Here is a 21877-nt window from a genome sequence, read left to right as displayed (position 1 = left end):
GGGCCTCATTCCTCTTCCACGGTGGACTTTTCGATGTCGGCCTTGATCAGGAAGCTCTGAGCCACCACCACCTGTTCACCGGCCTTGAGTCCTTCCAGTACTTCGGCGCGTTCGGCGTCGCGGCGGCCCAGCTTGACCGGCCGGGTGTGGTAGGTCTCGCCCTGCTGCACGTAGACCACGTCCTGGTCTTCAGCGGTCTGCAGCGCGGTGATCGGCACCACCAGCGCTGCCGATTGGCGATCCACAGTCACCCGCGCCTTGACCGCCGAACCGGGCCGCCACAGGCCATCGGTGTTGGCCACCGTGGCGCGCGCAATGGTGCTTTGGCTGGCGGTGGCGGTGCCGGGAAGGACGCGCTCTAAGGTGGTCTGCGCCGTGACGCCATCGCTCAAGCGGGTGACCGTCACCGGCACGCCGGCACCGATGTGCTGGACGTCGGCCCCGAAGATGTGCAGGTCCACCCACAGCGTGGACAGGTCCGCTACCTCGAACAGCGGTGCGCCCTCAGCGGCTGCCATGCCCACAGCGGCCGTACGCGCCATGACCACGCCACTGATCGGCGCGGTGACGGTGTAGGTGGTCAGGCTCAGGTTGCTCTCCACGGTGGCCAGTGCCTGGCCGGCGCGTACCTGATCGCCCACGCCGGCTCGCACGGAGCGGACCGGTCCGGGAAAGCGTGCAGTGACCTGCGCGATGCGCCCGTCAATCGGGGTCAACAGCCCTTGCACCTCATGCTCATCGGCAATCTCACCGGGGCCTGCAGGCGCGACCTGGATACCCGCCGCCTGCGCCGCTTTGGCGGCAATCTTGGTTTCCAACGGTGCCTCCTCGTGCTCACCGTGTTCTTCGCCCTCAGCGGCGGCGCCGCTCTCGGAGGCTTCGTTGGGGGCCGACGCGTTGCAGGCGGCCAGCATCAGGGCCATGCCCAGTGCGGTCCAGGAAAAGCGATTCATGGGGTCTCTCCAGTGGAAGCGGCCGCCGGCGGCGTGACAAGCGCCTGGCCGGTCAGTCGTTGAATTTCGATCAGGGCGCGCTGCGCATCGAGCGCCACGTCCAGCTGCTGCTGGGCCATGGCCGTGCATTCGGACTGCAACTGTGCCCATTCCAGGTAGCTGATCGCGCCAGCGCGATAGGCGCGCTCGGCGGCCTGCTCAGCCCGGGCCAGCTTCGGCAGCACGTCGCCTTGCAACCGTGCCACCTCGGCCTGTGCCACGGTGTAGCGGCCATGGGCCTCGACCAACGTGGAATACAGCGACAAGCCCTTGGAATCGCGCTCGATTGCCAGCACCTCCAGTTCGGCTTCACCGGCGCGAATCTCCGGCTGTGCACGGCTGCGGCTGCCCAGCGGCATGGACAGGCTGGCCACCAGCGCGGTGTCATCGGACTCCTGCAGGCGACGCACACCCAGCTGCCAGGACAGGTCCGGCGCGGCCGCCGAACGCGCCAGCTGCAGTCGTGCCTGCGCGATCCGACGGGCGTCGGCAAACTGCGCCAGTTCCGGAGTCCGCTCCAGCTCCTCGGCCAGCGTCTGCATGGACGCGATCGCCGGCAAGACCATGGGATCGGCCGCAGCCACCTCGAAGCTGGGAGCACGTTCGCCCCACAGTGCGGCCAGATGCTGACGAGCGGCGATTCGCTGCTGCTCGGCCCGATCACGGGTCAGCTCGGCCCGCGCCAGTGCAGCTTGGGCGGTGAGCACCACCGATTCTGGTGAGGCGCCGGCCTGTAGGCGCTGCCGGGCGGCCGCCACGGTCCGCTGGCGCTGACCGACATCCATGTTCGCCAGTTTGCGTTGCCGATCGGCACCGACCACGGCCAGGTAGCGCTGCGCCGTTTCGGCGAGCAGGTCCAGTCGGCCGGTCTCCCGCTGCACGGCCAGTGCATCAATCCGGCCCTGGGCCAAGGTGCGGCGGGCGTCGAGCTTGCCGCCGCGCTCCAGCACCGAGCTCAGGCTCAGGGTCAGCTCGGCGCTGTCCAGGCCGCGAGCGGCGCCGCTGCCCAGCGCATTTTCGACCTCCGCCCCCAACGTCCACGGTGGCCGCTGTACGGACTGGTCGCGCTCGGCAGCGAGCACGATGGCCCGCGCATCGACCAAGCGCAGCTCGGGGTGGGTTTGGGCCACGCGTGCAAACGCGTCGTCCAAGGTCATCAACTCGGCGGCCGCGGCCGCCGCCGTCGTCGCCGCGCTGCCCAACAGCAGCCATGCGGCCAAGGCCGCCAATCGCACATGCATGGAAGTACTCCGAAAGATTTCGATATCAACAAACGATCACCACCGCGCGCAGCAGCGGGTCGCTGGGCCGGCACTGCCGGCGGACATCACCCTGCGATCGGAGGCCGGAACGGCGCGACCGGATGCTCGTGCGGATAAGAGCGCGTGTTGGCTTGGATCACCGGAAAATGCCGGCCGATGTCCGCCACGGCCAGCAGGATCTCAGGCGCTGGCGCGGCCTGGCTGCAACACAGCACCAGCTGCTGAAGCCGGTGCAGGGCGGCGTCTACGCCACGCTCGGAAGCTGGCGGCGCCACTGCCGGGCCGCGGTCGGCAGTGACCAGGTGGGTTTGGGCATGCAGCTCGCCGACCAGGGCCAGCACCGGCTGTGTCACCAGGCCCACGGCCAGATGCGCCAGCAGAAGCCAGCGCAGGCCCGAGCCCTGCCGGCCAAACCTGGTCATGCAGCCGTCTTGCGCGCGTCGGCACGTGCCCGGCGGGCATCACCCAAAATCTCGAAGGCTTCCTTGATCACATACAGGCCGATCAGGGCGCCGATCACGAAATCCGGGTACGGGCTGGCCAGCCACCACACCAACAGACCGGCCAGGATCACCCCAACATTGGCGACCACATCGGCCCGCGTGAACAGCCACGTCGCTCGCAGATGCACTTCGCCGGACTTTAGCGGCGCCAGCATGCGCAGCACGGTCATATTGACCGCCAGCGACAGCAGGGCGGTGCCAATCATCCAGCCGCTGACCGGCTCGGCGCCGTACATCACGCGACGGCCGACCTCAACCAACACGCCCACACCCAGCACAAGCAGCACGCTGCCGCTGACCCACGCGGCATTGGCCTTGAATCGCGCCGTGCGCCCGATAGCGACCAGGCCAATGGCATAGGCGGTGGCATCGGACAGCATGTCCAGAGCGTCGGCCAGTAGGCCAGTGGAATGGGCAATCCAGCCGGCGATGCCGCCGATCACGGCCATCGCCGCGTTCAACGCTAGGGCGATCCAGAGGACGCGCCGCTCCTGCGCATTCTTGGCCTCGTGGTGGCAGCCGCAATCACTCATCGGAACATCTCCAGTCGCAGGGAAGCCGGGCCCGGGCGGGCCGCTGGCATGACACAGCAGGTGAGGGTAAAGTCCGTAGCTACTACGGAGTCAAGCGTACTACGAATGAAAATCAGTGAGGCTGCCGACGCCAGTGGATGCCACCTGGAGACGATCCGCTATTACGAGCGGATCGGCCTGCTGCCGCGCCCGGGGCGCTCGGGCAATGGCTACCGGGTCTATGGCCCGGCCGACATCGAGCGGCTGCGCTTCATTGCGCGCGGCCGGGACCTAGGCTTCAGCCTAGAGGAGGTCCGCAGCCTGCTGCAGCTGGCCGGCGATGAGGAGCTTTCGTGCGGGGACGTGGATCGGCTGGCACGCAGCCATCTGACCGACGTGCGGGCGCGCATGGCCGACCTGCAGCGCATGGCCAGCGAGTTGGAACGGGTGATTGCCAGTTGCCACGGTGGGCAGCGGGCGGAATGCACCATCCTGTCGACCCTGCGGCAGCCGGTCGCTGTGGAGGCCACGCGCCAGTGACCGAACTGGACCGCTACCTCGATGCGGCCACGCGCCAGAACACGGTGCGCAGCTATGCGTCGGCGCTGCGGCACTTTGAAGTCGAGTGGCAAGGCCACCTCCCAGCGACACCTGACAGCGTGGCCCGATACCTGGCCGCGTATGCGCAGACCCTGGCCACCAGCACCCTTCGCCAACGCCTGGCGGCCATCGCCTCTTGGCACCGCGACCACGGATTTGTCGATCCCACCCGGTCGCCGCTGGTGCGCAAGGTGCTCAAAGGCATCCAGACCCTGCACCCCGGGCAGGTCAAGCAAGCCGCGCCGCTTCAGATTCGGCGGCTGGTCGAGCTCGACGACTGGCTGGCCGCTGCGATCGCGGCGGCACGCGCGCGGGGCGACGGAGCGGCAGCGCTGCGCCACCAACGGGACCGAGCGCTGGTGCTGCTCGGATTCTGGCGTGGCTTTCGCGGCGATGAACTGCTGCGTCTGGACGTGGCCCATCTCACGCTGGTGCCGGGACAGGGGATGACCTGTTTCCTGCCGCGCAGCAAGGGCGATCGCCGAGCGGCCGGCGTTACCTACAAGGTGCCGGCGTTGTCGCGGCTGTGCCCGGTGGAGGCGACCCAGGTGTGGCTGCAGGCGGCCGACCTGCAGGAAGGACCGGTATTTCGGGCGGTCAACCAATGGGGCCAGGTGAGCGCCGAAGGCCTCCATCCCAATAGCTTGGTGCGCCTGCTACGCGAGTTGCTGACCAGTGCCGGCTTTGCCGATGCGGGGCTCCACAGCAGCCATTCGTTGCGCCGCGGCTTTGCCAGTTGGGCCAACGACCAAGGCTGGGACATGAAGGCGTTGATGGAGTACGTGGGCTGGCGCGATGTGCAGTCGGCCATGCGCTACCTGGATGGGCGTGACCCGTTTGCCCGGGACCGCATTGAAGCGAGCCTACCCAGTCCAACCGCGCCGGTACCGGCGATGGCACTGCCGGCACCCGAGGGCAAATCTGCGCTGCAGCTCCGTCTGCGCATGGTGCTGACCCCGTTTGCCCGCGCGGGCCGCGGCGCGGCCAAGGCCCGGGGCCGGATTGAAGAGATCTGCTTGGCTCCGTTCCAGGCAGTGCGTCTGAACACCGCCAGCAGCGAGTACCGGTTAACTGTTCCCACCGATCCCGATCGGGATCTGGATGAAATCCTGGCCACGTTGCTCGATGACATGCACCGCATGGCCGATACGCACCAGTGTTTCCTGGAAGCGTCTCTCAATACAGACGACGGCCGGCACTGGGATTGATCCCCTCATAACCTCCGGATCCAATGGCTACCCTTCACGAGACCGCCTACCCGCGACTGAAGCCTGATCCCACCGCCAAGGAACTGGAGGAGATCTCTACCCCCACCGCCGCTGAGATTGCATTCGCCAAGCAGCTGACCACCCAGCCGGGTCCGCAACTGGCGGTACTGATCCATCTCAAGCTCTTCCAGCGCTTGGGTTACCTCACAGTGTTGGCCGAAGTGCCCGAGCGGATCCGGAAGCACATCGCCAAGGCCGCCCGACTCGGGCGCGTATTGGACACCGACCAGCTCGAACGCTATGACGCCTCCGGCAGCCAGCGCCGGCATATGCCGCAGCTGCGGCAGTTCATTGGGGTGCGTCCCTTGGACAAAGCTGGGTTGTCTTGGCTGGACACAGTGGCCACCGGAGCAGCCCAGACCAAGCACACTATCCCGGACATCGTGAACGTCCTGCTCGAAGAGCTGGTGCACCACCGCTACGAACTGCCAGGCTTCCGCACCTTGGAGCTGGCCGCCATTGGCGCACGCGAGCGGGTCAATTTGGGGTACTACCGCAGCATCAGCCACGCACTGACGCCTGCCACACGCACGCTCATTGACGAATTGCTGCGCGCACCGGAAGGCTCCAGATTTACTGGCTGGCAATCGCTCAAGCGCGAGCCTGGCCGGCCGACCAACAAGGAAGTTCGTTTTTATCTGCAGCACATCCGCATGCTGCAGCAGTTGGCTGACCAACTGCCTCCCATCGATGTGCCGGTGCCCAAGCTCAAGCAATTCCGTGCAATGGCTCGGGCCTATGACGCCAGCGAACTGGCCGAATTGGCTGAGGACAAGCGCTATGCGCTGGCCACCATCTTCATTCGCTCCCAGCACGCCAAGACGCTGGATGATGCAGCCGAGTTGTTCATCAAGCAGGTGCGCGGGCTGGAGAACACGGCCCAGCAGAAGCTGCTGGCTTACCAGCTCGAACATGCCAAGCGGGCCGACTTCCTCATCGGCCAGCTCAAGGAGATCCTGCAGGCCTATCAGCTCGACGGCAGCGATAGTCAGCGCGTGGATGCCATCGACAACAGCCTGGAAGCGGAAGTGTCGACCTTGCTGGCCGAATGCGAAGAACATATGGCCTACGCCGGGAAGAATTACCTGCCTTTCATGCTGCAGCCCTATGGCGCGGTCAGGCCGCTGCTGTTCAATGGGCTTGAGCTGATGAACTTGCGGGCGACCAGCCACGATGCCGGCATGGAGCCGTTGATCGCAGCCGTGCTCTCGCTGCGCAACCAGCGCCGTGAGCTGATCGAGGTCGCTTCCCTCGGTTTGGACCCGGAAAAGGACTTCGACTGGATGTCCAAGCTCTGGCGTCAGCACGTGTTCGGCAAGCGGGCCAGCGCGGCCGGCGCCGGCTGGATGCACCGGAAGTATTTTGAGGTGGCCGTGCTGGTGCAGGTCAAAGACGAGCTGAAATCCGGAGATCTCTTCATTCCCAGCAGCGAACGGTTTGACGACTACCGCGAGCAGCTGGTCGATGAAGCCACCTTGGCCCAGGAACTGGAAGCCTATGGTCAGGTGTCAGGCCTGCCCACCGACGCCGAGTCTTTCGTGGCGGGGTTGCGTGCACAATTGACCGCCTTGGCCGATGAGGTTGACGCGCGTTTCCCGGAAAACGCGCATGCGGACATCCTAGATGGGCGCCTGGTGCTGCGGAAGGGGCAACGGGCCGAAGTCTCCAGCGCGATTACCGCCGTGGATCGCCTCATCGCCGAACGGCTCCCAGAGTCCAGCATCGTAGATGTCCTGATCGATGCCAGCCAATGGCTGGATCTGCACCGTTTCTTCCGCCCGATCGCCGGTACCGAGAGCCAAGTCGAAGATCTGCCCCGACGTGTGATCACCACGCTATTTTGCTATGGCTGCAACCTGGGGCCGACGCAGACGGCGCGGTCGATCAAGGGTTTCAGTCGGCGCCAGGTCGCTTGGCTCAACCTCAAATACGTGACCGAGGATGTGCTTGAGAAGGCCATCGTGGAGGTCATCAATACCTACAACAAATTCGACTTGCCGGGCTATTGGGGCAGCGGGAAGAGCGCCTCAGCAGATGGCACCAAATGGAGCGTCTACGAGGACAACCTGTTGTCGGAGTACCACATCCGTTACGGCGGTTACGGTGGCATCGGCTACTACCACGTATCCGACAAATACGTGGCGTTGTTCAGTCACTTCATTCCCTGTGGCGTGCACGAGGGCATCTACATCCTCGACGGCCTGCTGGCCAACACGTCCGACATCCAGCCTGAGATCGTCCATGGCGACACGCAGGCCCAAAGCTACCCGGTCTTCGGTCTGGCCCACATGCTGGGCATCCAGCTGATGCCCAGGATACGAAACATCAAGGATCTGAATTTCTTCCGGCCCGAACCTGGCAGGGCCTATAAGAACATCCAGGCATTGTTCGGAGACAGCATCGACTGGCAACTGATCGCCACCCATCTCCACGACATGCTGCGGGTGGTGATCTCGATCCGATTGGGCAAGATCACCGCGTCCTCGATCCTGCGCCGGCTGGGCACCTATAGTCGGAAGAACAAGCTGTACTTCGCCTTCCGGGAACTTGGCAAGGCCGTCAGAACGCTGTTCTTGCTGCGCTACATTGATGACAACGAGATCTGCAAAACGATCCATGCTGCGACCAACAAGAGCGAGGAGTACAACGGCTTCGTGAAGTGGGTCTTCTTTGGCAGCCAGGGGATCATTGCTGAGAACGTCCAACACGAGCAGCGCAAGATCATCAAGTACAGCCAGCTGGTCGCCAACATGATCATCCTCCACAACGTGGAGGGCATGAGCCGCACCTTGGCTGAGATGCGGAAGGAGGGGATTGAACTGACGCCCGAGATCCTGGCCGGCCTGTCGCCGTATCGGACCAGCCACATCAATCGCTTCGGCGACTACCATCTCGACCTTGATAGGGAAGTGGCGCCGCTGAGCTATACAGCGAAAGTCCTTGAACAGGCCCCATAGACGGGGAGATCCGCTATCGGGACAAGGAAATTATGATTTTGTTTCAATCGCTTAGGCGGTTTTTGGCCCTGTACGTAACGATTCCCTGCCGACCCTCTACTACTGTCGATTCCGACCACCTGCTTCACGGTGCCGGCCCAGTGCGGATACTGGCGCCGCAGTGCCGGCACGACGATATTCTTGACCGCGTAGTTTATTTTCAACCCTGCCTTGGCCGCTGGCGTGGCTTGCCGGTTACCGACCCAGATACCCATGACGCGGTCACCGTCGTAGGAGGTAATCTTGCCGCCCTCCTTCTTGATGATGGTGGCGGCGCAATGCAGGAACGCTTTGTAGATCTCCGCGCTCAGCCACCAATGCTCGGCATCGACCATCTTGGTGGAGCCTTTAAGGTCTGCGTACAGGACCGTGGCGCGATCAAACTCGACTGCGTCGTTGCCGAGCCGCAGATCCTCAGGATCGGGCACGACCTGGCCCTGTCGGGTTGACCATTGGTTTTGCGTGATCGCTTCCACTGCTGCCGTCATCTCTTCCAGCACTGTCATGGTCAGTCTCTCGGTCCAGCGGCGAGAATCCGGGCGCGGATCTGCTCGCACGCCGGTGCCAGCAAGGCACGGGCATCGGCACCAGGTTTGTATCGGTAAGGAACGGTAGTCAGCCCCGCCAGATCGCTCGGCAGCTTCAGCTTGTCTTCGCGCGGCTCCATCAGGAAGGCGCGCCGACGTCCCAGAAACCCAATGAACATGCCCAGCTCAAAGACGACGTTGTCGCGCATGACCGGCCACTCGTCACCGCGGCTGATCACCATGTCGTCGGCATGCGCCACGGCAATTGCAAAGTCCGCCTGCTCCAGCTGGGCCTCCAGCTCATCAAGGGTGTAGTTGGCCGCGCGGAAAACGCCGTGGTCCCAGACCACCGTCAGGAAGGGATCGTGCTCGAAATGCTGCACCAGCAGGCGGGTGACCGGCAGCGCCTCCACCGAGGACATCACGAAGACCCGGACCCGTTCGCGGGGGGCCGTAATCATTCGGTTACGCTCCTTCAGCCGGCGCGACAGAGCAGCTGCCAAGCGCCGCCAGATCAATGGGTGTGCATCGGCAGCGCGACTGAAATCGCTTTCAGGCACCTTCAACACCACTGTGGGCTCGGTGGCGGTAATGGTGGCCGCACGCAACTGGGTCGGCTCGATGGCTGCCATCTCCCCCACGTGTTCCCCGACTCGGCGGGTATTGACCACCTTGCCATTGACGATCACGTCCACCGCACCGGCAACGATGAAAAACACGTCGGTTTCGGCATCTTCTTGCGTGATGAAGGACGCGCCAGCCGCGACTTCCAGCAGTTCCCCGGCCTCAGCCAGCTGCGTGGCAGCAGCCTCCAGCCCCGCCAGGGTGCGGAACTCGGCCAAGGCCGCCACCAGTCGCCTGCCGCCGTCGGCAGAAAGTCGCTCGATAATGCTCGCCCCCATACCTTCCCTCCCTTGAAAGTGTGAACTGGCTCCCAATATACGACAAATGAACCAGCCGAAAACCGGTTGGTGCCCGGCCCGAGAGCGACGCGACCCGCTCCGGCTCGGTCTCCATTTGGCCGCAGGGAGCAGGACGATGGGACATAGCTGGAAGGAAGACCGCACCAAGAAGCGCCTTACCACGCGTTACGAGGAAGTCCGTAAGGTCGATATTCGTGACTACACGCGCGAGACCTCGTTGGACAATATCGCGGTCAACCGCGCCTATCGGGTTAACGGCGCGCATGTCTACATCGACATCGTCAATCTGCAGGACATGCTCAACTGCACCAATGTTGAAGGGGAAACGTGCCACAAGCGCGCTCTCCGCTTCCTGAATCAGCATTACCGCGCCGTCCACCGCCTCCTGGTCGAGAGTGAGACGGTCCGCGTGGATTTCCACAACCAACGGTTGCATGCGGTGGTCACCAAGCCCTATGGCGATGCCGATGAGCGCGCACGGATCGAGCGCGCGGTGGCCATTGCCCAGCTGACCATCGACGTTCTGGCCGAAACGGGCGATACGGATGAGCACATCCCTAATGCACAGGTCCGTGTGGGTATCGACAGCGGGCTGGCACTGGCCGTCAACAACGGTCGCCGCGCCAGCCGCGAGCCGCTCTTCCTGGGCTCCCCGGCAAATCAGGCCGCCAAGTGCGCCGGCCATGGCGTGGCGGAGGGCATTTACCTCACCCATGGTGCACGGGCGCTGCTCGAGCTGCCGGCGCTGAGCGGCGACAAAGACCGCACCACGCCGCTGACCCAGGATCAGGTGGCGGCCTGCGTTGAGGCGGCAGGCTTGGGCGTTTCCAAGACGCGGATCATAGAGCTCTGGAAGGAGGAGCAGGAGGACCTGCCCATTGGCGAATTCGAATTCAGCCGCCCTACCCCGCCGATTTCCGATCTGGACTTCAGCCTGCTTAGCGCTGCCAAGTCCAAGCGCTTCGAGGGTGTGTCGCTGTATGCAGACATCGACGGCTTCACCAACTTCGTAGATAAGCATCTGGATGAGGATCCGCAGCATCTGGTACGCGCTCTCCACGTGCTGCGGTCAGAGCTGGATGCGGTAGTGCACTTGGACTTTGCCGGGCGGCGCATTCGCTTTATCGGCGATTGCCTGCAAGGCGTGCTGCTGGAAGGTACCTCAAAGGAGACCGACACCGAAGCGACGGTGAGTACAGCTGTACAGTGCGCAGGCGCACTTCGCAGCAGCTTCGCCGTGGCCATTGACTACTTGAACTCCGAGGGTTCGATCACCGAGGAGCTGGGTCTGGCCATCGGCTTTGAGCTTGGGCCGCTGGCACTGTCCCGGCTGGGAATGAAGGGCAGTTTGGTGCGCTGCGCAACCGGCAGGGCGGTGCTGGCCTCGGAGGCCGAACAGCGGCAGTGCGATGGCGTGCAGACCGCGATCGGTGAGAAGGCCTACAACGCCGGTACCGACGCAGTTCGTCGAGTGTTCGCATCTGACCGAAAGGTGGCCAACCTCGATTACGCGGCAGCGGTGGAAGAACTGGCCGCGTCGGGTGACCCAGTGGCCAAGGCGGTGTTGGCGGCCCATTACGCAGAGGCGGCCCCCGCGGTGGTTCCCGGCCTTGAACAGCCGATCCGCCCGCACTCAGATATCCACTGATGGCGTTGGCCTTCGAATTGCTGCAAGGCGTGGCATCGGACTACGGTGCCACGCTGCATCGCGCCGCAGGCGGAGGGAGGGCTGAGATCTCGGTCACTCGTCCAGGCGGGGCTGTGCATGTTTTCACCCTGGCGATCTCCATCGCCGGGGAGCACGTGTCTGCTAAGGAAGCCCCAGGACACCACCAACTTCCGCAATTCTGCCCTGACAGACACATCAACCCCAACCAAAGCTTCTGCCTGGGATGGGGTGACGGTAAGCCGGGGCACATTATCGACGAAGCGGCAGCCAGACAGTGGTGGTCGACGGTGTATCGATTCTTGGCCCATCAAATCAGCGCGAATGTACGCAGGGTCTTCCCAGGTGCAGAAAACGGCCGCGCCCATGGCGACGCGGCCAAGCATCAAGCTATCGCGGAGCAGGCGGCCGAATGCCTGGGCCCAGAATTCAAGGCGGCGGCGCAAGCCGGTCTGTTCGAAGTCCGGCAAGATGTGCGGCCGGGAAAGCGTCGACTGGAGCTGTGGCGTGGCGATCAACTGATTGCGCGCGTTTCACTTCGCAGCAATTCCCTGATTTCCGGAAAGCTGGCCTGCCCCTGCGGTTGCCGACCGAAGCGCACGACGGCGGAATGCGCGGACCACGCCGAAGCTCTGGCGACCTATGTCCTGGAGCGGCACCGCTGCGCGCTAGCCGACAGGGCCTTCCTTGATCAATGCGCTGCAGCGGGAATGGCTTGCTGCGGGACCTTGGAGACATGCGGTCTTCGCAACGCCATCCGGCGCAAGCAAGTCGGATGCACGAAGAAAGAGAACCCTCAACATGCAAGAAGTTCGAGATACTGGCGACCGCCAGCCAAATCAAAGCGACCGCGTTAACGCTGCATGGCAGCAGCTTCAACTCGTTCTTGGCTTCTTCTCGCGAGTGGACACGAAGCTATCGGTGGGTCTGGGCATCAACCTGGGCATGCTGGCGATGCTCTCCACCCGAATCCCCAAGCCAGAAGATCTCACCCTGCTTGTTTCAGTCGTTGGCGTGCTGTTCCTGACGCCCCTCACTTTGAGCTTCTGGAACCTGTGGTTGGGCTATTTTCCCGATCTTCGCGGCGGATCCAATTCGCTGATCTTCTTTAGTCGAATCGAAAAAATGACCGAGTCTGAGTTCCTGCGCGCGTGTGAAACCAGAACGCTGGATGGGTTTGAGCGCGACGTGTTGGGCCAATGCTGGAGGAATTCCAAGATCCTGGTCGCTAAGTTCAAGTGCTTGAAGAGGTCTTACCTCGCTACCGCCCTGACCATTGCACCTTGGATGGCGCTCATTACCCTGCTGCCACCGCCTGTAAAGTAGCAGCACGCTATCGATCCGGTAAAGTCGGCACCATGGCACCTTGATTGAATGAATCCCCCTCGAATCAGGTGGGGGCGTCACCCCTTGGCAGCCATTGCATTTGGCTTTCGGGAAACAAGAGGGCCGACGGTCGCCAGGGTCTTTCCCTCATACAGTCCTCATCCATCGCCATTGCACCCCATCGAGCCACCAGCTCGACAGTACGTCCATGGAACGACTGCCTCACCGGATCGAGGGAAGCGGCGTGCGTGATGTCGCCCTCGCCGGCATACGTCCCAGCGGCGGCAATCCATCTCGCAGATGTCCGACTTCGGCCAGAAGTGGGCATCTACCCTACCCCCGATAACGAATCCTAATCATGAAGCTGGATGCCTCCTCCCGCGTTTGGCGGAGGACAACTTCCGGCCCAAAGCACCTCACAACCCGGCGTCCGAGTCTTCTGCTCGACTGCGTCTTCTACGCCGCCCTCTACTCCGCGATTCCCAGTGCATCATGCTTTCTGATTTGATCTTCCGGCTAAGCACCGGCTCTGGATGCCCTATCCATGGGGGGGGCGCTCCTCAAGGGAGATCGCTTTTCGGAACGTTGCAGGAGTCGAACGCTACCGGGGTGTCTCCTAGCTCCTCACAAGCGGTCGCTAATGACACGAGGAACTCAACCGCAAGCTTTCAAGCTTTGAAAGCCCAACCGGCGCAATTTCGCATTCCCAACCATGCGATTTGAAAGTGCTTCCACGCCTAATTGCCCGCAATTAAGTGCATTGCAATCAATATGTTAGCCATATTGCAGGGGGTTGCGCGCACGAGTAGAGTTGTTGTCAGTGCGCGACCTTGCGCGGCCAGACCACGACTGAGTACGGCAGATGTCCGAAGACTCGCTCGAAACGAAGTACCTGCGCACCTTCGGCGCTGTTCTGTCTGCGGCCCAGACCGCAAGGATCCTTGGCTACAAGAGCACTGCGTCGTTGGCCAAGGCGCGCGCACGCGGGTCGCTGCCCTTCCAAATGTTCCTGCTGCCCAAGCGCCGCGGCTGGTTTGCCGACACTGTCGATGTTGCCGCCTTCGTGGATTCTGCGAAGGCATCGTCCGGCGGCTAGCCGCATTTCCCAACCCACCAGGAAGCCCTGAGCATGAGCTGAAACCGCCCTCTCTGACCCCTGGAAATGACAATGCCCCCGCGTCAACGAGGGCATTAGCCTCTCGAAAGAGCGAGAGGTAGGAAGTACTAAACACCAACAGGTTTAGGCTCCTTCATTTCTTCCGCGAAGTCAAGCCGCCAGTGATGGTCGGCCAGACAGGTGTTGCCTTTACATGGGCCGGCATATGCCGACCCGAGTGAAGGTTGCGCCCTGGCCCGCCCCGTCCCTCGCGGTGTGGTGCCACCGTGCACCTAATCCGGAGAAAACCATGCTTTCAGGAGCTGCCTGCCCGGTAATGTTCGACACTGCTCGGGTCAATCACCCCAACCTGCGCCCCACCGAAACTTCTTATGCCGCTTGGCCTGTACGCCGAAGCCGGCTAGTCGCCACTCTGCGCGGCATCACCCGCCACTACCCCGTGATGACTGCCGCGAACAGTCACCATGACTGGCTAGCTGGGTACGCGGCTCGCTTCTTTCAGTTTCGGTGCCATGCCCTTGCCGCTCCTCCGGTCACCGCCTCCCCTGCCGGCCACCGGCTAGGGATTCAATGGGAGAGGCGTCATGGCTAGTCTTCCCCACCCTTCAGTCACCTCATCAGACACCCCGCCCGCGTCTAGCAAGGAGGCGTACACCGCTCGCCCACTCACGCCCTCTGAATCCACCAGACTGGACGCCTACTACTACCAGTCACCAAGGAATAACCAACGCCTGGTTGCTGTCGTGGAACCATGCCGCTTGGCCTTGGCGCTGGATCTGGAGTTTGATCCAAGCGTGGCAACCTACGTTGAGCGCCCTAGAACATTACTGGTGCGTGGCCGAGATGTTGAGCTCTGCTTCTGGATCTCCAGGAAGTGTGGCACCGAAAGCTTCATCGTATTCCGCAGACAGGCCGCCGCCACTGTTCCGGCGCTCCGCGCCGAACAGCAGTTTTGCGCCGAACTGATGGAAGCTTCACAGCGTGCGGGTTTGGACCTTGCAATCCGGAAGTTGCAGTCCATTCTTGCAGCACGGGTGGCCAATGCCACGCGACTTGAGCTGCTTCCTTATGTGCAGGCAGCTAGACGGTCGCGAGGAATCAGTGTCTTCATTGACGCAGTGATGACCCACATGAGAAGGCACCCCGTCAGCTCTTTCCATGCAATCGAAACGAGCCTGCGCCCGACGTTCGATTGGCGGGATATTCGCAGTGCGACCTGTCTTCTGGTACATCGCGGGGACCTGGCGATCAACTTCAATGAGAGGCTTCGGACCTCGTCGTCAGTTACGCTGGGAGCAAACCCATGAGCGGGGTGAGTCGCGAGGAGCTACTGTCCTGGGATCTGCTTAGTCCTCAAGGGCTGACCTCAAACCAACTCAAGTCCTACCAGGCTCGCGTTGACGCAGTTCATGCCGTCGTCGCAGGCTCCTCGATCGCTGCGGTCGCGAAGCGTCACGGGCTGAACGCCAAGACGCTTGCATTGACGCTGCGAAACACACAGCAGACGTCCCCAGATGGGCGGCCGTGGGGTTGGCGCGCCTGCCTGCCATACAGAGTAAGAAATACCAGCCAACGCCTTGCCGCAGAATTTCCAGCCGCTGCGGGACCGGGAGCATTCAATTCGTTCCTGAGAAAGCTCCCGGAATTCGAAGAAATGCTCATAGGCTACGCCGGCCCACTGCCTTCGAGAAATGAGCGCAGCCCCAAGTTTGATCGATTCTTCAAACTACTGAAGAAGACTGTGCAGAAGTCGGTTCCGGCAGATCGCTATCCAGCTAACGACAAATCATGTGCGAGGAGAAGCGTCCTGCAGTACCTAAAAAGACTGCGTCAAGGCTCTCCGTTTGTAGATGATGGCTTCGAGATAGAGGACGCAACCCTAGCCAGCCAGCTGAACGAAGTGTTTGCGCTACAGATGGGTGACTGGGTGCAGTTCGATGGACACTCTTTGGACACGAATTTCAATGTTGAAGGCGAGGACGCGGATGGGAACCCGTTCTTCCAAACGATCACGAAGACGTGGTTGATAGTCGGCTACTTCGCGCTGATGCGGCTCTGCTCTAGCTGGTGGCTCTCCTTCTCCACCAACTACAACGGAACCGAATTCAACGCGGCATGCGCAGAAAGCTTGCGAGAAAGGTCCGTTCGTGACCTCGTTGTGCCCTCAATGAACTATGAGCCAGGGGCGTGCATCGGATCCTTGTCCGTCATTGGATTTGTGGCAACGGGAGCAATTACGAGTGTCGACAATGCGATGGCTCACAAATTGAAGGTCAATAGGTTGCGAATGGCGTCGGAGCTGATGGGTGTCATTCATCTTGGGCATAGCCATGTTCCTGAAACGCGTGGTCACCTCGAAGCGTGGAACAAGCGGATGGAAGAAGCGGTGGTCCGAAAGCTGCCAGGCGGGTTCCGGCCGGCGGGCGAGCTGTCCGATGCGACCAAAACGAATGGCTACAAATTCGAGAACTTCCCAATGCAGCCCACGGCACTCGAAGATCTCATGGATGTCACGATCGCGGCTTCTAACATATCGCCGATCAACACGCTCCAGAACCGCACGCCAGTCGAGGCGCTTCAGTCTTTTGCAGCGTCTGGCGGATGGCTGTTTGCCACCAAGGATCACGAGGATCGGGCTCGGTCACTTTCGAAGCACAACTTCTCCGTAACCATTCGTGGAGATCGACGTAAGAGGCGTCAGCCCTATGCGCGCTTTGGGCACGCGAAGTATCGAGCCGCATCAATGAAGAACAGGTGGGACTTGTTAGGCCAGAAATTCGCGGCAGAGGTCGACATCCACGATGGAAGGTTCTTGCATCTATACACCGCGTCAGGAGAGCTGTTCGTAGTCCTGAGGGCGCTCCGCCCTTGGGGTCGCTCACCGCATAGCCTTGCGCTTAGGCGGTTAATCCAACGCCGAAGCCGAACGGATGGCTTCGAGATCAGTGGTGCAGAAGATGCGGTCATCGCGTACAGGGAGCATGTAAGAAGGAACTTCAGCTCAGAGCACGGCGCTGCGCTTGCAGCAACGCGACACCGGCGTGACCTAGATGCGGCATCTGAGGCTTCACCGGTGGCTAAGGAAACGACACTGCCTTTGGCCGAGACCGGCCAACAGCGAGCACCTGCTGAGGACTTGTTCGTACCCATTACCGGCCGGGTCAACTTGGGCAGGAAGGGGCCGAAGCAATGACAACGTTCAACTACAAAGGAGAGCCCATCATCCCGACCCGCGGCATGGAAGATGCTCTGACCAAGATCATCTCCGCACTTGAGGTTGACTACCGCGGTATCGGGTTTCATTCGCTGACCCGGTTCGGAAAAAGTACCCTCGCGCAGTTCATCTGCGCAAACACTGAATGGACAGAATGCAAATACGTGGCCAAGCAGGCAAACCTCCGGGTGCTTGGTCCTGGAGAGTCCGCATTCCTGGACTGGTTCATTTCACAGCTCGGCTCACAAGTGATCTCCCACCAGGCTGCTGACCGAAAGATCGAGCGGATCGTTAATACCGTTGATCTGATGCTCAGGTCTGCAGGCGGCGGATCGCTATTCTTCATCGCCGATGATGCAAACTTGCTGGAGCAAGCCGCCTTTCAACATTTCATTACAATCGATAACGCGCTGGAGAAGAAGGGCATTTCGCTCTTTGTCATCTTCCTGTTTCAGGACAATCACACTTCCAGCCGGCGCGAAGAGATCAATAGAACCACGGTCACACCTCAGGTCCGTGGGCGCTTCTTGACCCGCTACCATCGCCTGCATGGAATTCGAGGGGCCCTGGACGTTGAGACGTTCTTGGAGCGCTTCGAGGACGAGGTAGAGGCTAGCGCCGGAGCCGGCGTTACCTTGCCCAGGAGCCTTGCGCCAGAGCTCTACGACGGGGAGTTCCGTTTACGGCATTTCAGTGAGCAGATCTGGAATGCCGGTTGCAGCTGTCGCGCCGCAGCCGGGCACTCCAGTCAAGATGAGTGGCCTCTCAAGGCTATGCGCCTCATTGCGTACTACTTGGCGACCAGGGTCATCTGCAAAATTGGCTTCAAGGAGGTCACGTCTAGTGACATTGAAATGTCGGTCGCCTTCTCGGATCTTGCTGCCTTTGATGGCGAATCGGGAGCGCTGACTTTCACAGCAGATGGAGGCATCAATGGATAGCGACAGTGAGGTCAGAACTGTAGCCCACCTACCGCCAGCGTGGAGTGCCGGCATTTCCCCGTTCGGATTCGTTGTTCAGACGCTGAGATTCAATAGCCTTTACTGCAGTGATGGTCATGGTGCGTTCGGCATTCGCCCAAGGTACACCGAGGATTTGTGTCGTCAGCTCTGTCTCTCTGCAAAGGCCAGAACTTCGATTGCGGCAAGAATTCCTGCTGCGTCTATCCTCGCGCCACTGTGGCAGCCAACTGCTTGGCAAGCATTCGGCGGTTCTGCGACGCACTGGCGTCCATACCTGTCGGGGTGTACTGAGTGCATGAAAACTGGGTATCACTCGATGTTGTTCCAGATGCCTTGGGTCAACCGGTGTCCGTGGCACTCGCAACCCCTCTCATCTCAGTGCGACCATTGCTCGAGACCGCTATGGCATGGCTTTCGCTCCGATGCCCCTCCCCTACTATGCCCATGCGGGCATGACCCGGTTTCGAGCCGGAATACCCTTGACGAAGAAGGTAGGATCGAGGACCTTCGTGGCAGCTGGATAAAGCGATACCTTCGCTGGGCCGGGGCGAGTCGAGGTCGGCGAACGCTGATCGGGGTGGGAGATGATCTGACGTCCGCCGAGGAGGCGGCAGTCCTGTTTCGCGGCAGGGCTTACCCTTGGTACCGACCGAAGTACGCCTCGTCGGACGTGCTCATCAGGGCGTCTACCGTACGTCATGGGCAATCCGTCGAAGCTCGCTCCCAGAAGGCCGCGTTCTCGCGCCTTGCCCCGTCCATGGGGCCAGGTCGTGACTTCTTTCTTGAGCTTCCTCAGGCGCTTGAAAGACCGATGGCGCGTATCACGGCCTCAGTTGCGGCGAAGTTCCGCGAGTCGACCTTCTCGGCACGTGAGCGAGCCTGCTTAGGCTTGCCTGAGGCCTCGGAAGGTGGGGGGCAGCCATCCTCGCGCGCTTCGGTTGTATTGCTCCCCGCCTACAGAGTCCGCGAGCACCTGTTCCTGGATGGCCGTGTATTGGGTAGGCCCACACAGGCGGTCCTAAGAGAGATCGCGCAGGCAATGTCTCTCCTCCCGTCTGACAACCCTGCGATCGAGGCCCTGGCGCGGGCATACGAACGGGTACTGGGTCGCGGCTTCGCGAGCTCCGCCCTTCACTTGCTCGGCCGACTTGACGGCTCTGCTACCGATGATGAAGCCGCACTGATCCGCCCAGTGGTGTTGATCAGACATAGAAGGAGCTCGTGCCTTCTGACTCTGGCGTGGCTGGGCTGCGCCCGCAAGGAGCGAAGCAGAGCCGGCGGTCAGGTGTAGTGGATGGAGGATCCTTCCCTGCCAAACCTGGACCGCCCCTTACTAGTTCGTTGAGATGCAGAATTGTCTGCATCGGATCTCCGAAGGGCGGAATTGTCGGCATCTGACCTTCCAGTGGAAGGAATGTCTGCGACTGGCATCCTAGGCACAGAAAGATCTGCGTTGGATCATGGAGATTGTGGCGTTGCGATAGAATTATGACCCAAGAAATCAGTGACTTAGCTTGCCGTCAAATCTCTGCGACGAACATGCCCCTTCTTGATTTCATTGGGAATTTTGAGGCATTCAGGGACATCATCCTAAATAAGGAAGTGTCGGCTGTAGCTGCCTTCTACCCTGTTCGTAAGACGGTTGGCGTACGGTTCCTCCATGGTCAGGTTCAATTTCAGCAGTTCCAAATCTGAGTCAGCTGTGGCCGAGAGCTACAACCAGTGGTTCCGAGCAAAAATTGAGCGCGCCATTGCCGATGCGCGACCGGCGATTCATCACGATCAGGTTGTGGCGCGCGTGCAAGCGACAATCGATGCAGCCAGCATGCGTCGGAAAGCCGCAGAAGATCGATTCATCTGTTCGGGGACCCTTCGGCGGTTACGCTCATGTCGACTTCGGGCTCTGGCGTCGTGGGCGCAACCTTGGGATCGCTTGCTTCGGTGTGTTCCGCTTGAAGGCTGCCTCCAGTTGCGCCGGAAGTTCTCGTAGACTGCTGAGTTGCTTCTCAAGTCCCTCGCACCTGCCCCGGAGAACATCGGCAGCTTGACCGGCCGAGATGGCTGCAGATTGGGCTGCATGCAGCTCCTGGCGTAGCTGATCCTCGATTGCCCTCTGGGCTTTGGCCTGATTGTTGAGTTGAGCCTGGAGATCTTTCGCCTCCTGCCGAGATCGATCCACGTCGCCGAGCGTTCGATTCTCGACAGATCTGACGTACTCGGTCCAGTCCTCTCGCTCAGATTTTGCCGTTTCCAGCGTTTCATGAAGCCGGGCATCAAGATTTTGTCTTGCTGCCTCAGCTCGATCGGCTCTCCGAAGCCCAAGATCCCGCTGCTCCGTTAGCTCTGAGATCTGCAGGTGTAGCTGATCGACCAACCGCTCCAGTTCGGCCGCTTGCGTACTAGCTATGCGTTCGCCGGCGATAGCCGAGGCGCGCTCTGAGCGCATTTGACTCAGTTCGTCAGCCACGAGCCGTGACCTGGCATCCAGCGCTTCACGCTGGGTAGCCAGTGACCGCTCAGTCTCTGCGAACTCTCGAAGGGCCGCCTCCCTAGCGTGCGTCAGCGCCAGCTCCCACCATTGCCCGGCTAGTTCCGCCAACACCGCCGGGGCGTCTTCAAAGTCCGGACGTCGTGGCTGCAGGCGCGTGCCGAGTCGAATCCACCAAGTCTCCAGCCAGCGAGTGACCGTGTTCGGAGAGCCGGTCCCCAGGTGAGCACGGATTCGCTCAACGGTTGGGCGCTCACCCTTGGCCACCAGTTCGTCGGCGGCGGTGTGGACGTCAGATTCGGTGATGCCGCGGGCCATGCGAAGTCTCCTGTACTGGCGCCCTACTCTGCTGGTAACGTACTGGCGATAAGTGATGATTATCGCGGTTATAAGCTCTATGTCGTAGTATATATTACATAGTATGAAAGATAATTCTACGATCCCCGTGCTCGCCGCGACGACTGCCAGCCTGGTGTTGCCGGAACAGTTGGCCCAACAAGCCGCCGAGGCGGTGCGCGAACTGCTGGCCGAAGCGGCCGCCGAGAACACCACCCGCAGCTACAGCAGCGCGCTGCGCTACTGGGCCGGCTGGCATGCGGCGCGCTACGGGATCGAGCTGACCTTGCCGGTGCCCGAAGCGACTGTGCTGCAGTTTGTGGTCGACCACGTACAGCGCCGTTCGGCCTACGGCGAATTGGCCTGGGAACTGCCGCCGGCCGTCGATCAGGCCTTGGTGGCGGCCGGCCTGAAAGCCAAACTTGGGCCCTGGACGCTGGCCACCGTGCGGCACCGGGTCGCCGTACTGTCCACCGCACACCGGCTCAAACAAGCCACCAATCCCTGCGAGCAGCCGGCAATCCGCACCGTGCTCAGTCGCGCCGCGCGGGCCGCGGTCAAGCGCGGCGAGCGCCCACGCAAAAAGACTGCGATCACCCTGGGCGAGCTGGAGGCCATGTTGGCCACCTGTGACGACAGCTTGGAGGGAGTATCGCGCCCTACTCTGCTTCGGATTCGCCAGTGGTGGGCGCCGGCGCAGCGAGATCGCCGCCGCTGACTTGCGCGACCTGCGTCGGATCGGCGAGGCGGGCTATATCTACCGATTGGAGCACAGCAAGACCCAGCAGGCCGGCGCTACCGCCACCTCGACCCCGGACAAGCCGGTGCTGGATCGGGCCGCCCTCGCCCTGCAGGATTGGCTGGAGGCCTCTGGGATCACCGAGGGGGCGATCTTCCGGCGGCTGTGGAAGCAACGCGTGGGCCCTGCCCTGTCCCCGGCCGCCGTGGGCGAGATCGTGCAGCGGCGGGCGCGCCTAGCGGGTCTGGAGGGGGATTTCGGCGGGCATAGTCTGCGCTCGGGGTTCGTCACCGAAGCCAGCCGCCAGGGCGTGGCGTTGCCGGCGATCATGCAACTGACCGAGCACCGGTCGGTGTCGAGTGTATTGGGCTACTTCCAATCGGGTGCATGCGACCAGAATCCAGCAGCCAGGTTGCTCGAGTAAAATTGCATGGGTACTACGGGGG

The 21877-nt window shown here is 61.8% G+C and carries 18 protein-coding genes and 1 pseudogene; 12 read left to right on the top strand and 7 right to left on the bottom strand.

The features are described from left to right. Positions 1-5 precede the first annotated feature (5 nt). The 4 genes from PV764_RS00330 to PV764_RS00315 all read right to left on the bottom strand — a co-directional run bounded on the left by PV764_RS00330 (position 6) and on the right by PV764_RS00315 (position 3290). Positions 6-953 carry an efflux RND transporter periplasmic adaptor subunit gene (locus PV764_RS00330; RefSeq protein WP_251755150.1) on the bottom strand — a complete coding sequence of 316 codons (948 nt, stop codon included), beginning with the start codon at positions 951-953 and terminating at the stop codon, positions 6-8. Further along, positions 950-2233, bottom strand: coding sequence for a TolC family protein (locus tag PV764_RS00325; RefSeq protein WP_390329740.1), 1284 nt, complete (start codon positions 2231-2233; stop codon positions 950-952). The genes PV764_RS00330 and PV764_RS00325 overlap by 4 nt, the downstream gene beginning before the upstream one ends. An 86-nt stretch (positions 2234-2319) precedes the next feature. Next, complete coding sequence (locus tag PV764_RS00320; protein WP_182338179.1) at positions 2320-2676, bottom strand: hypothetical protein; 357 nt, start codon at positions 2674-2676, stop codon at positions 2320-2322. Then, complete coding sequence (locus PV764_RS00315; RefSeq protein WP_182338178.1) at positions 2673-3290, bottom strand: cation transporter; 618 nt, start codon at positions 3288-3290, stop codon at positions 2673-2675. The genes PV764_RS00320 and PV764_RS00315 overlap by 4 nt, the downstream gene beginning before the upstream one ends. Before the next feature lie 105 nt (positions 3291-3395). Between PV764_RS00315 and PV764_RS00310 the strand changes: the two genes are divergently transcribed. Genes PV764_RS00310 through PV764_RS00300 form a run of 3 tightly spaced genes read left to right on the top strand, consistent with a single transcriptional unit; the run spans position 3396 to position 8094 of the window. After that, complete coding sequence (locus PV764_RS00310) at positions 3396-3809, top strand: MerR family transcriptional regulator (protein WP_017160757.1); 414 nt, start codon at positions 3396-3398, stop codon at positions 3807-3809. After that, positions 3806-5077 carry a site-specific integrase gene (locus PV764_RS00305; RefSeq protein ID WP_102789687.1) on the top strand — a complete coding sequence of 424 codons (1272 nt, stop codon included), beginning with the start codon at positions 3806-3808 and terminating at the stop codon, positions 5075-5077. Before PV764_RS00310 ends, PV764_RS00305 begins: the two co-directional genes overlap by 4 nt. 23 nt (positions 5078-5100) lie before the next feature. Further along, on the top strand, positions 5101-8094 hold the full coding sequence (locus PV764_RS00300; protein ID WP_074058973.1) for a Tn3 family transposase: 2994 nt from the start codon (positions 5101-5103) through the stop codon (positions 8092-8094). Here the strand turns inward: PV764_RS00300 and PV764_RS00295 are convergent. Both PV764_RS00295 and PV764_RS00290 read right to left on the bottom strand, forming a co-directional pair. Further along, positions 8061-8639 carry an adenylate/guanylate cyclase domain-containing protein gene (locus tag PV764_RS00295; RefSeq protein WP_174704360.1) on the bottom strand — a complete coding sequence of 193 codons (579 nt, stop codon included), beginning with the start codon at positions 8637-8639 and terminating at the stop codon, positions 8061-8063. The two genes, PV764_RS00300 and PV764_RS00295, sit on opposite strands and share 34 nt — an antisense overlap. A 2-nt stretch (positions 8640-8641) precedes the next feature. Then, positions 8642-9562 carry a TIR domain-containing protein gene (locus PV764_RS00290; RefSeq protein ID WP_102789235.1) on the bottom strand — a complete coding sequence of 307 codons (921 nt, stop codon included), beginning with the start codon at positions 9560-9562 and terminating at the stop codon, positions 8642-8644. 136 nt (positions 9563-9698) lie between these two features. Between PV764_RS00290 and PV764_RS00285 the strand changes: the two genes are divergently transcribed. From PV764_RS00285 to PV764_RS00250, 8 genes are all read left to right on the top strand, one after another. Next, positions 9699-11231 carry an adenylate/guanylate cyclase domain-containing protein gene (locus PV764_RS00285; protein WP_102789236.1) on the top strand — a complete coding sequence of 511 codons (1533 nt, stop codon included), beginning with the start codon at positions 9699-9701 and terminating at the stop codon, positions 11229-11231. Next, positions 11231-12106 carry an E2 domain-containing protein gene (locus PV764_RS00280; RefSeq protein ID WP_220466564.1) on the top strand — a complete coding sequence of 292 codons (876 nt, stop codon included), beginning with the start codon at positions 11231-11233 and terminating at the stop codon, positions 12104-12106. Before PV764_RS00285 ends, PV764_RS00280 begins: the two co-directional genes overlap by 1 nt. Next, complete coding sequence (locus PV764_RS00275) at positions 12051-12575, top strand: Pycsar system effector family protein (RefSeq protein WP_182338177.1); 525 nt, start codon at positions 12051-12053, stop codon at positions 12573-12575. Before PV764_RS00280 ends, PV764_RS00275 begins: the two co-directional genes overlap by 56 nt. A gap of 862 nt (positions 12576-13437) precedes the next feature. Next, a complete protein-coding gene (locus PV764_RS00270) occupies positions 13438-13671 on the top strand; it encodes a hypothetical protein (protein ID WP_102789238.1) in 234 nt (77 codons plus the stop codon). 779 nt (positions 13672-14450) lie between these two features. Further along, positions 14451-14999: a hypothetical protein gene (locus PV764_RS00265; protein WP_146027615.1), complete on the top strand. Its 549-nt coding sequence runs from the start codon at positions 14451-14453 to the stop codon at positions 14997-14999. After that, on the top strand, positions 14996-16885 hold the full coding sequence (locus PV764_RS00260; protein ID WP_146027616.1) for a hypothetical protein: 1890 nt from the start codon (positions 14996-14998) through the stop codon (positions 16883-16885). The genes PV764_RS00265 and PV764_RS00260 overlap by 4 nt, the downstream gene beginning before the upstream one ends. Next, the gene (locus PV764_RS00255) at positions 16882-17847 is read left to right on the top strand and encodes a hypothetical protein (protein ID WP_102789240.1); all 966 of its coding nucleotides are present in this window, start codon (positions 16882-16884) and stop codon (positions 17845-17847) included. The genes PV764_RS00260 and PV764_RS00255 overlap by 4 nt, the downstream gene beginning before the upstream one ends. 1681 nt (positions 17848-19528) lie before the next feature. Then, positions 19529-19858, top strand: coding sequence for a hypothetical protein (locus tag PV764_RS00250; RefSeq protein WP_421115938.1), 330 nt, complete (start codon positions 19529-19531; stop codon positions 19856-19858). On the opposite strand, the gene PV764_RS00245 is transcribed toward PV764_RS00250, so the two are convergent. Next, positions 19754-20674 (bottom strand): DNA-binding protein, encoded by a 921-nt coding sequence (locus PV764_RS00245; protein WP_088434184.1) that lies wholly within the window; start codon positions 20672-20674, stop codon positions 19754-19756. The two genes, PV764_RS00250 and PV764_RS00245, sit on opposite strands and share 105 nt — an antisense overlap. A 103-nt stretch (positions 20675-20777) precedes the next feature. Between PV764_RS00245 and PV764_RS00240 the strand changes: the two are divergent. After that, a pseudogene (locus PV764_RS00240) lies at positions 20778-21855 on the top strand (site-specific integrase). Positions 21856-21877: the final 22 nt, after the last annotated feature.

Origin of the sequence: Stenotrophomonas sp. AS1 (assembly GCF_048957655.1) — a bacterium.
Classification (GTDB): Bacteria; Pseudomonadota; Gammaproteobacteria; order Xanthomonadales; family Xanthomonadaceae; genus Stenotrophomonas; species Stenotrophomonas bentonitica_A.
The sequence above is the reverse complement of the archived record's forward strand: the minus strand, read 5'-3'. Positions and strand labels throughout refer to the sequence as shown.

What these genes read in the sequence shown, in the direction of transcription:
- PV764_RS00330 (WP_251755150.1), bottom strand. Translation starts at nt 953, where the DNA reads ATGAATCGCTTTTCCTGGACCGCACTGGGCATGGCCCTGATGCTGGCC.
- PV764_RS00325 (WP_390329740.1), bottom strand. Translation starts at nt 2,233, where the DNA reads ATGCATGTGCGATTGGCGGCCTTGGCCGCATGGCTGCTGTTGGGCAGC.
- PV764_RS00320 (WP_182338179.1), bottom strand. Translation starts at nt 2,676, where the DNA reads ATGACCAGGTTTGGCCGGCAGGGCTCGGGCCTGCGCTGGCTTCTGCTG.
- PV764_RS00315 (WP_182338178.1), bottom strand. Translation starts at nt 3,290, where the DNA reads ATGAGTGATTGCGGCTGCCACCACGAGGCCAAGAATGCGCAGGAGCGG.
- PV764_RS00310 (WP_017160757.1), top strand. Translation starts at nt 3,396, where the DNA reads ATGAAAATCAGTGAGGCTGCCGACGCCAGTGGATGCCACCTGGAGACG.
- PV764_RS00300 (WP_074058973.1), top strand. Translation starts at nt 5,101, where the DNA reads ATGGCTACCCTTCACGAGACCGCCTACCCGCGACTGAAGCCTGATCCC.
- PV764_RS00295 (WP_174704360.1), bottom strand. Translation starts at nt 8,639, where the DNA reads ATGACAGTGCTGGAAGAGATGACGGCAGCAGTGGAAGCGATCACGCAA.
- PV764_RS00290 (WP_102789235.1), bottom strand. Translation starts at nt 9,562, where the DNA reads ATGGGGGCGAGCATTATCGAGCGACTTTCTGCCGACGGCGGCAGGCGA.
- PV764_RS00285 (WP_102789236.1), top strand. Translation starts at nt 9,699, where the DNA reads ATGGGACATAGCTGGAAGGAAGACCGCACCAAGAAGCGCCTTACCACG.
- PV764_RS00280 (WP_220466564.1), top strand. Translation starts at nt 11,231, where the DNA reads ATGGCGTTGGCCTTCGAATTGCTGCAAGGCGTGGCATCGGACTACGGT.
- PV764_RS00275 (WP_182338177.1), top strand. Translation starts at nt 12,051, where the DNA reads ATGCAAGAAGTTCGAGATACTGGCGACCGCCAGCCAAATCAAAGCGAC.
- PV764_RS00270 (WP_102789238.1), top strand. Translation starts at nt 13,438, where the DNA reads ATGTCCGAAGACTCGCTCGAAACGAAGTACCTGCGCACCTTCGGCGCT.
- PV764_RS00260 (WP_146027616.1), top strand. Translation starts at nt 14,996, where the DNA reads ATGAGCGGGGTGAGTCGCGAGGAGCTACTGTCCTGGGATCTGCTTAGT.
- PV764_RS00255 (WP_102789240.1), top strand. Translation starts at nt 16,882, where the DNA reads ATGACAACGTTCAACTACAAAGGAGAGCCCATCATCCCGACCCGCGGC.
- PV764_RS00250 (WP_421115938.1), top strand. Translation starts at nt 19,529, where the DNA reads ATGGTCAGGTTCAATTTCAGCAGTTCCAAATCTGAGTCAGCTGTGGCC.
- PV764_RS00245 (WP_088434184.1), bottom strand. Translation starts at nt 20,674, where the DNA reads ATGGCCCGCGGCATCACCGAATCTGACGTCCACACCGCCGCCGACGAA.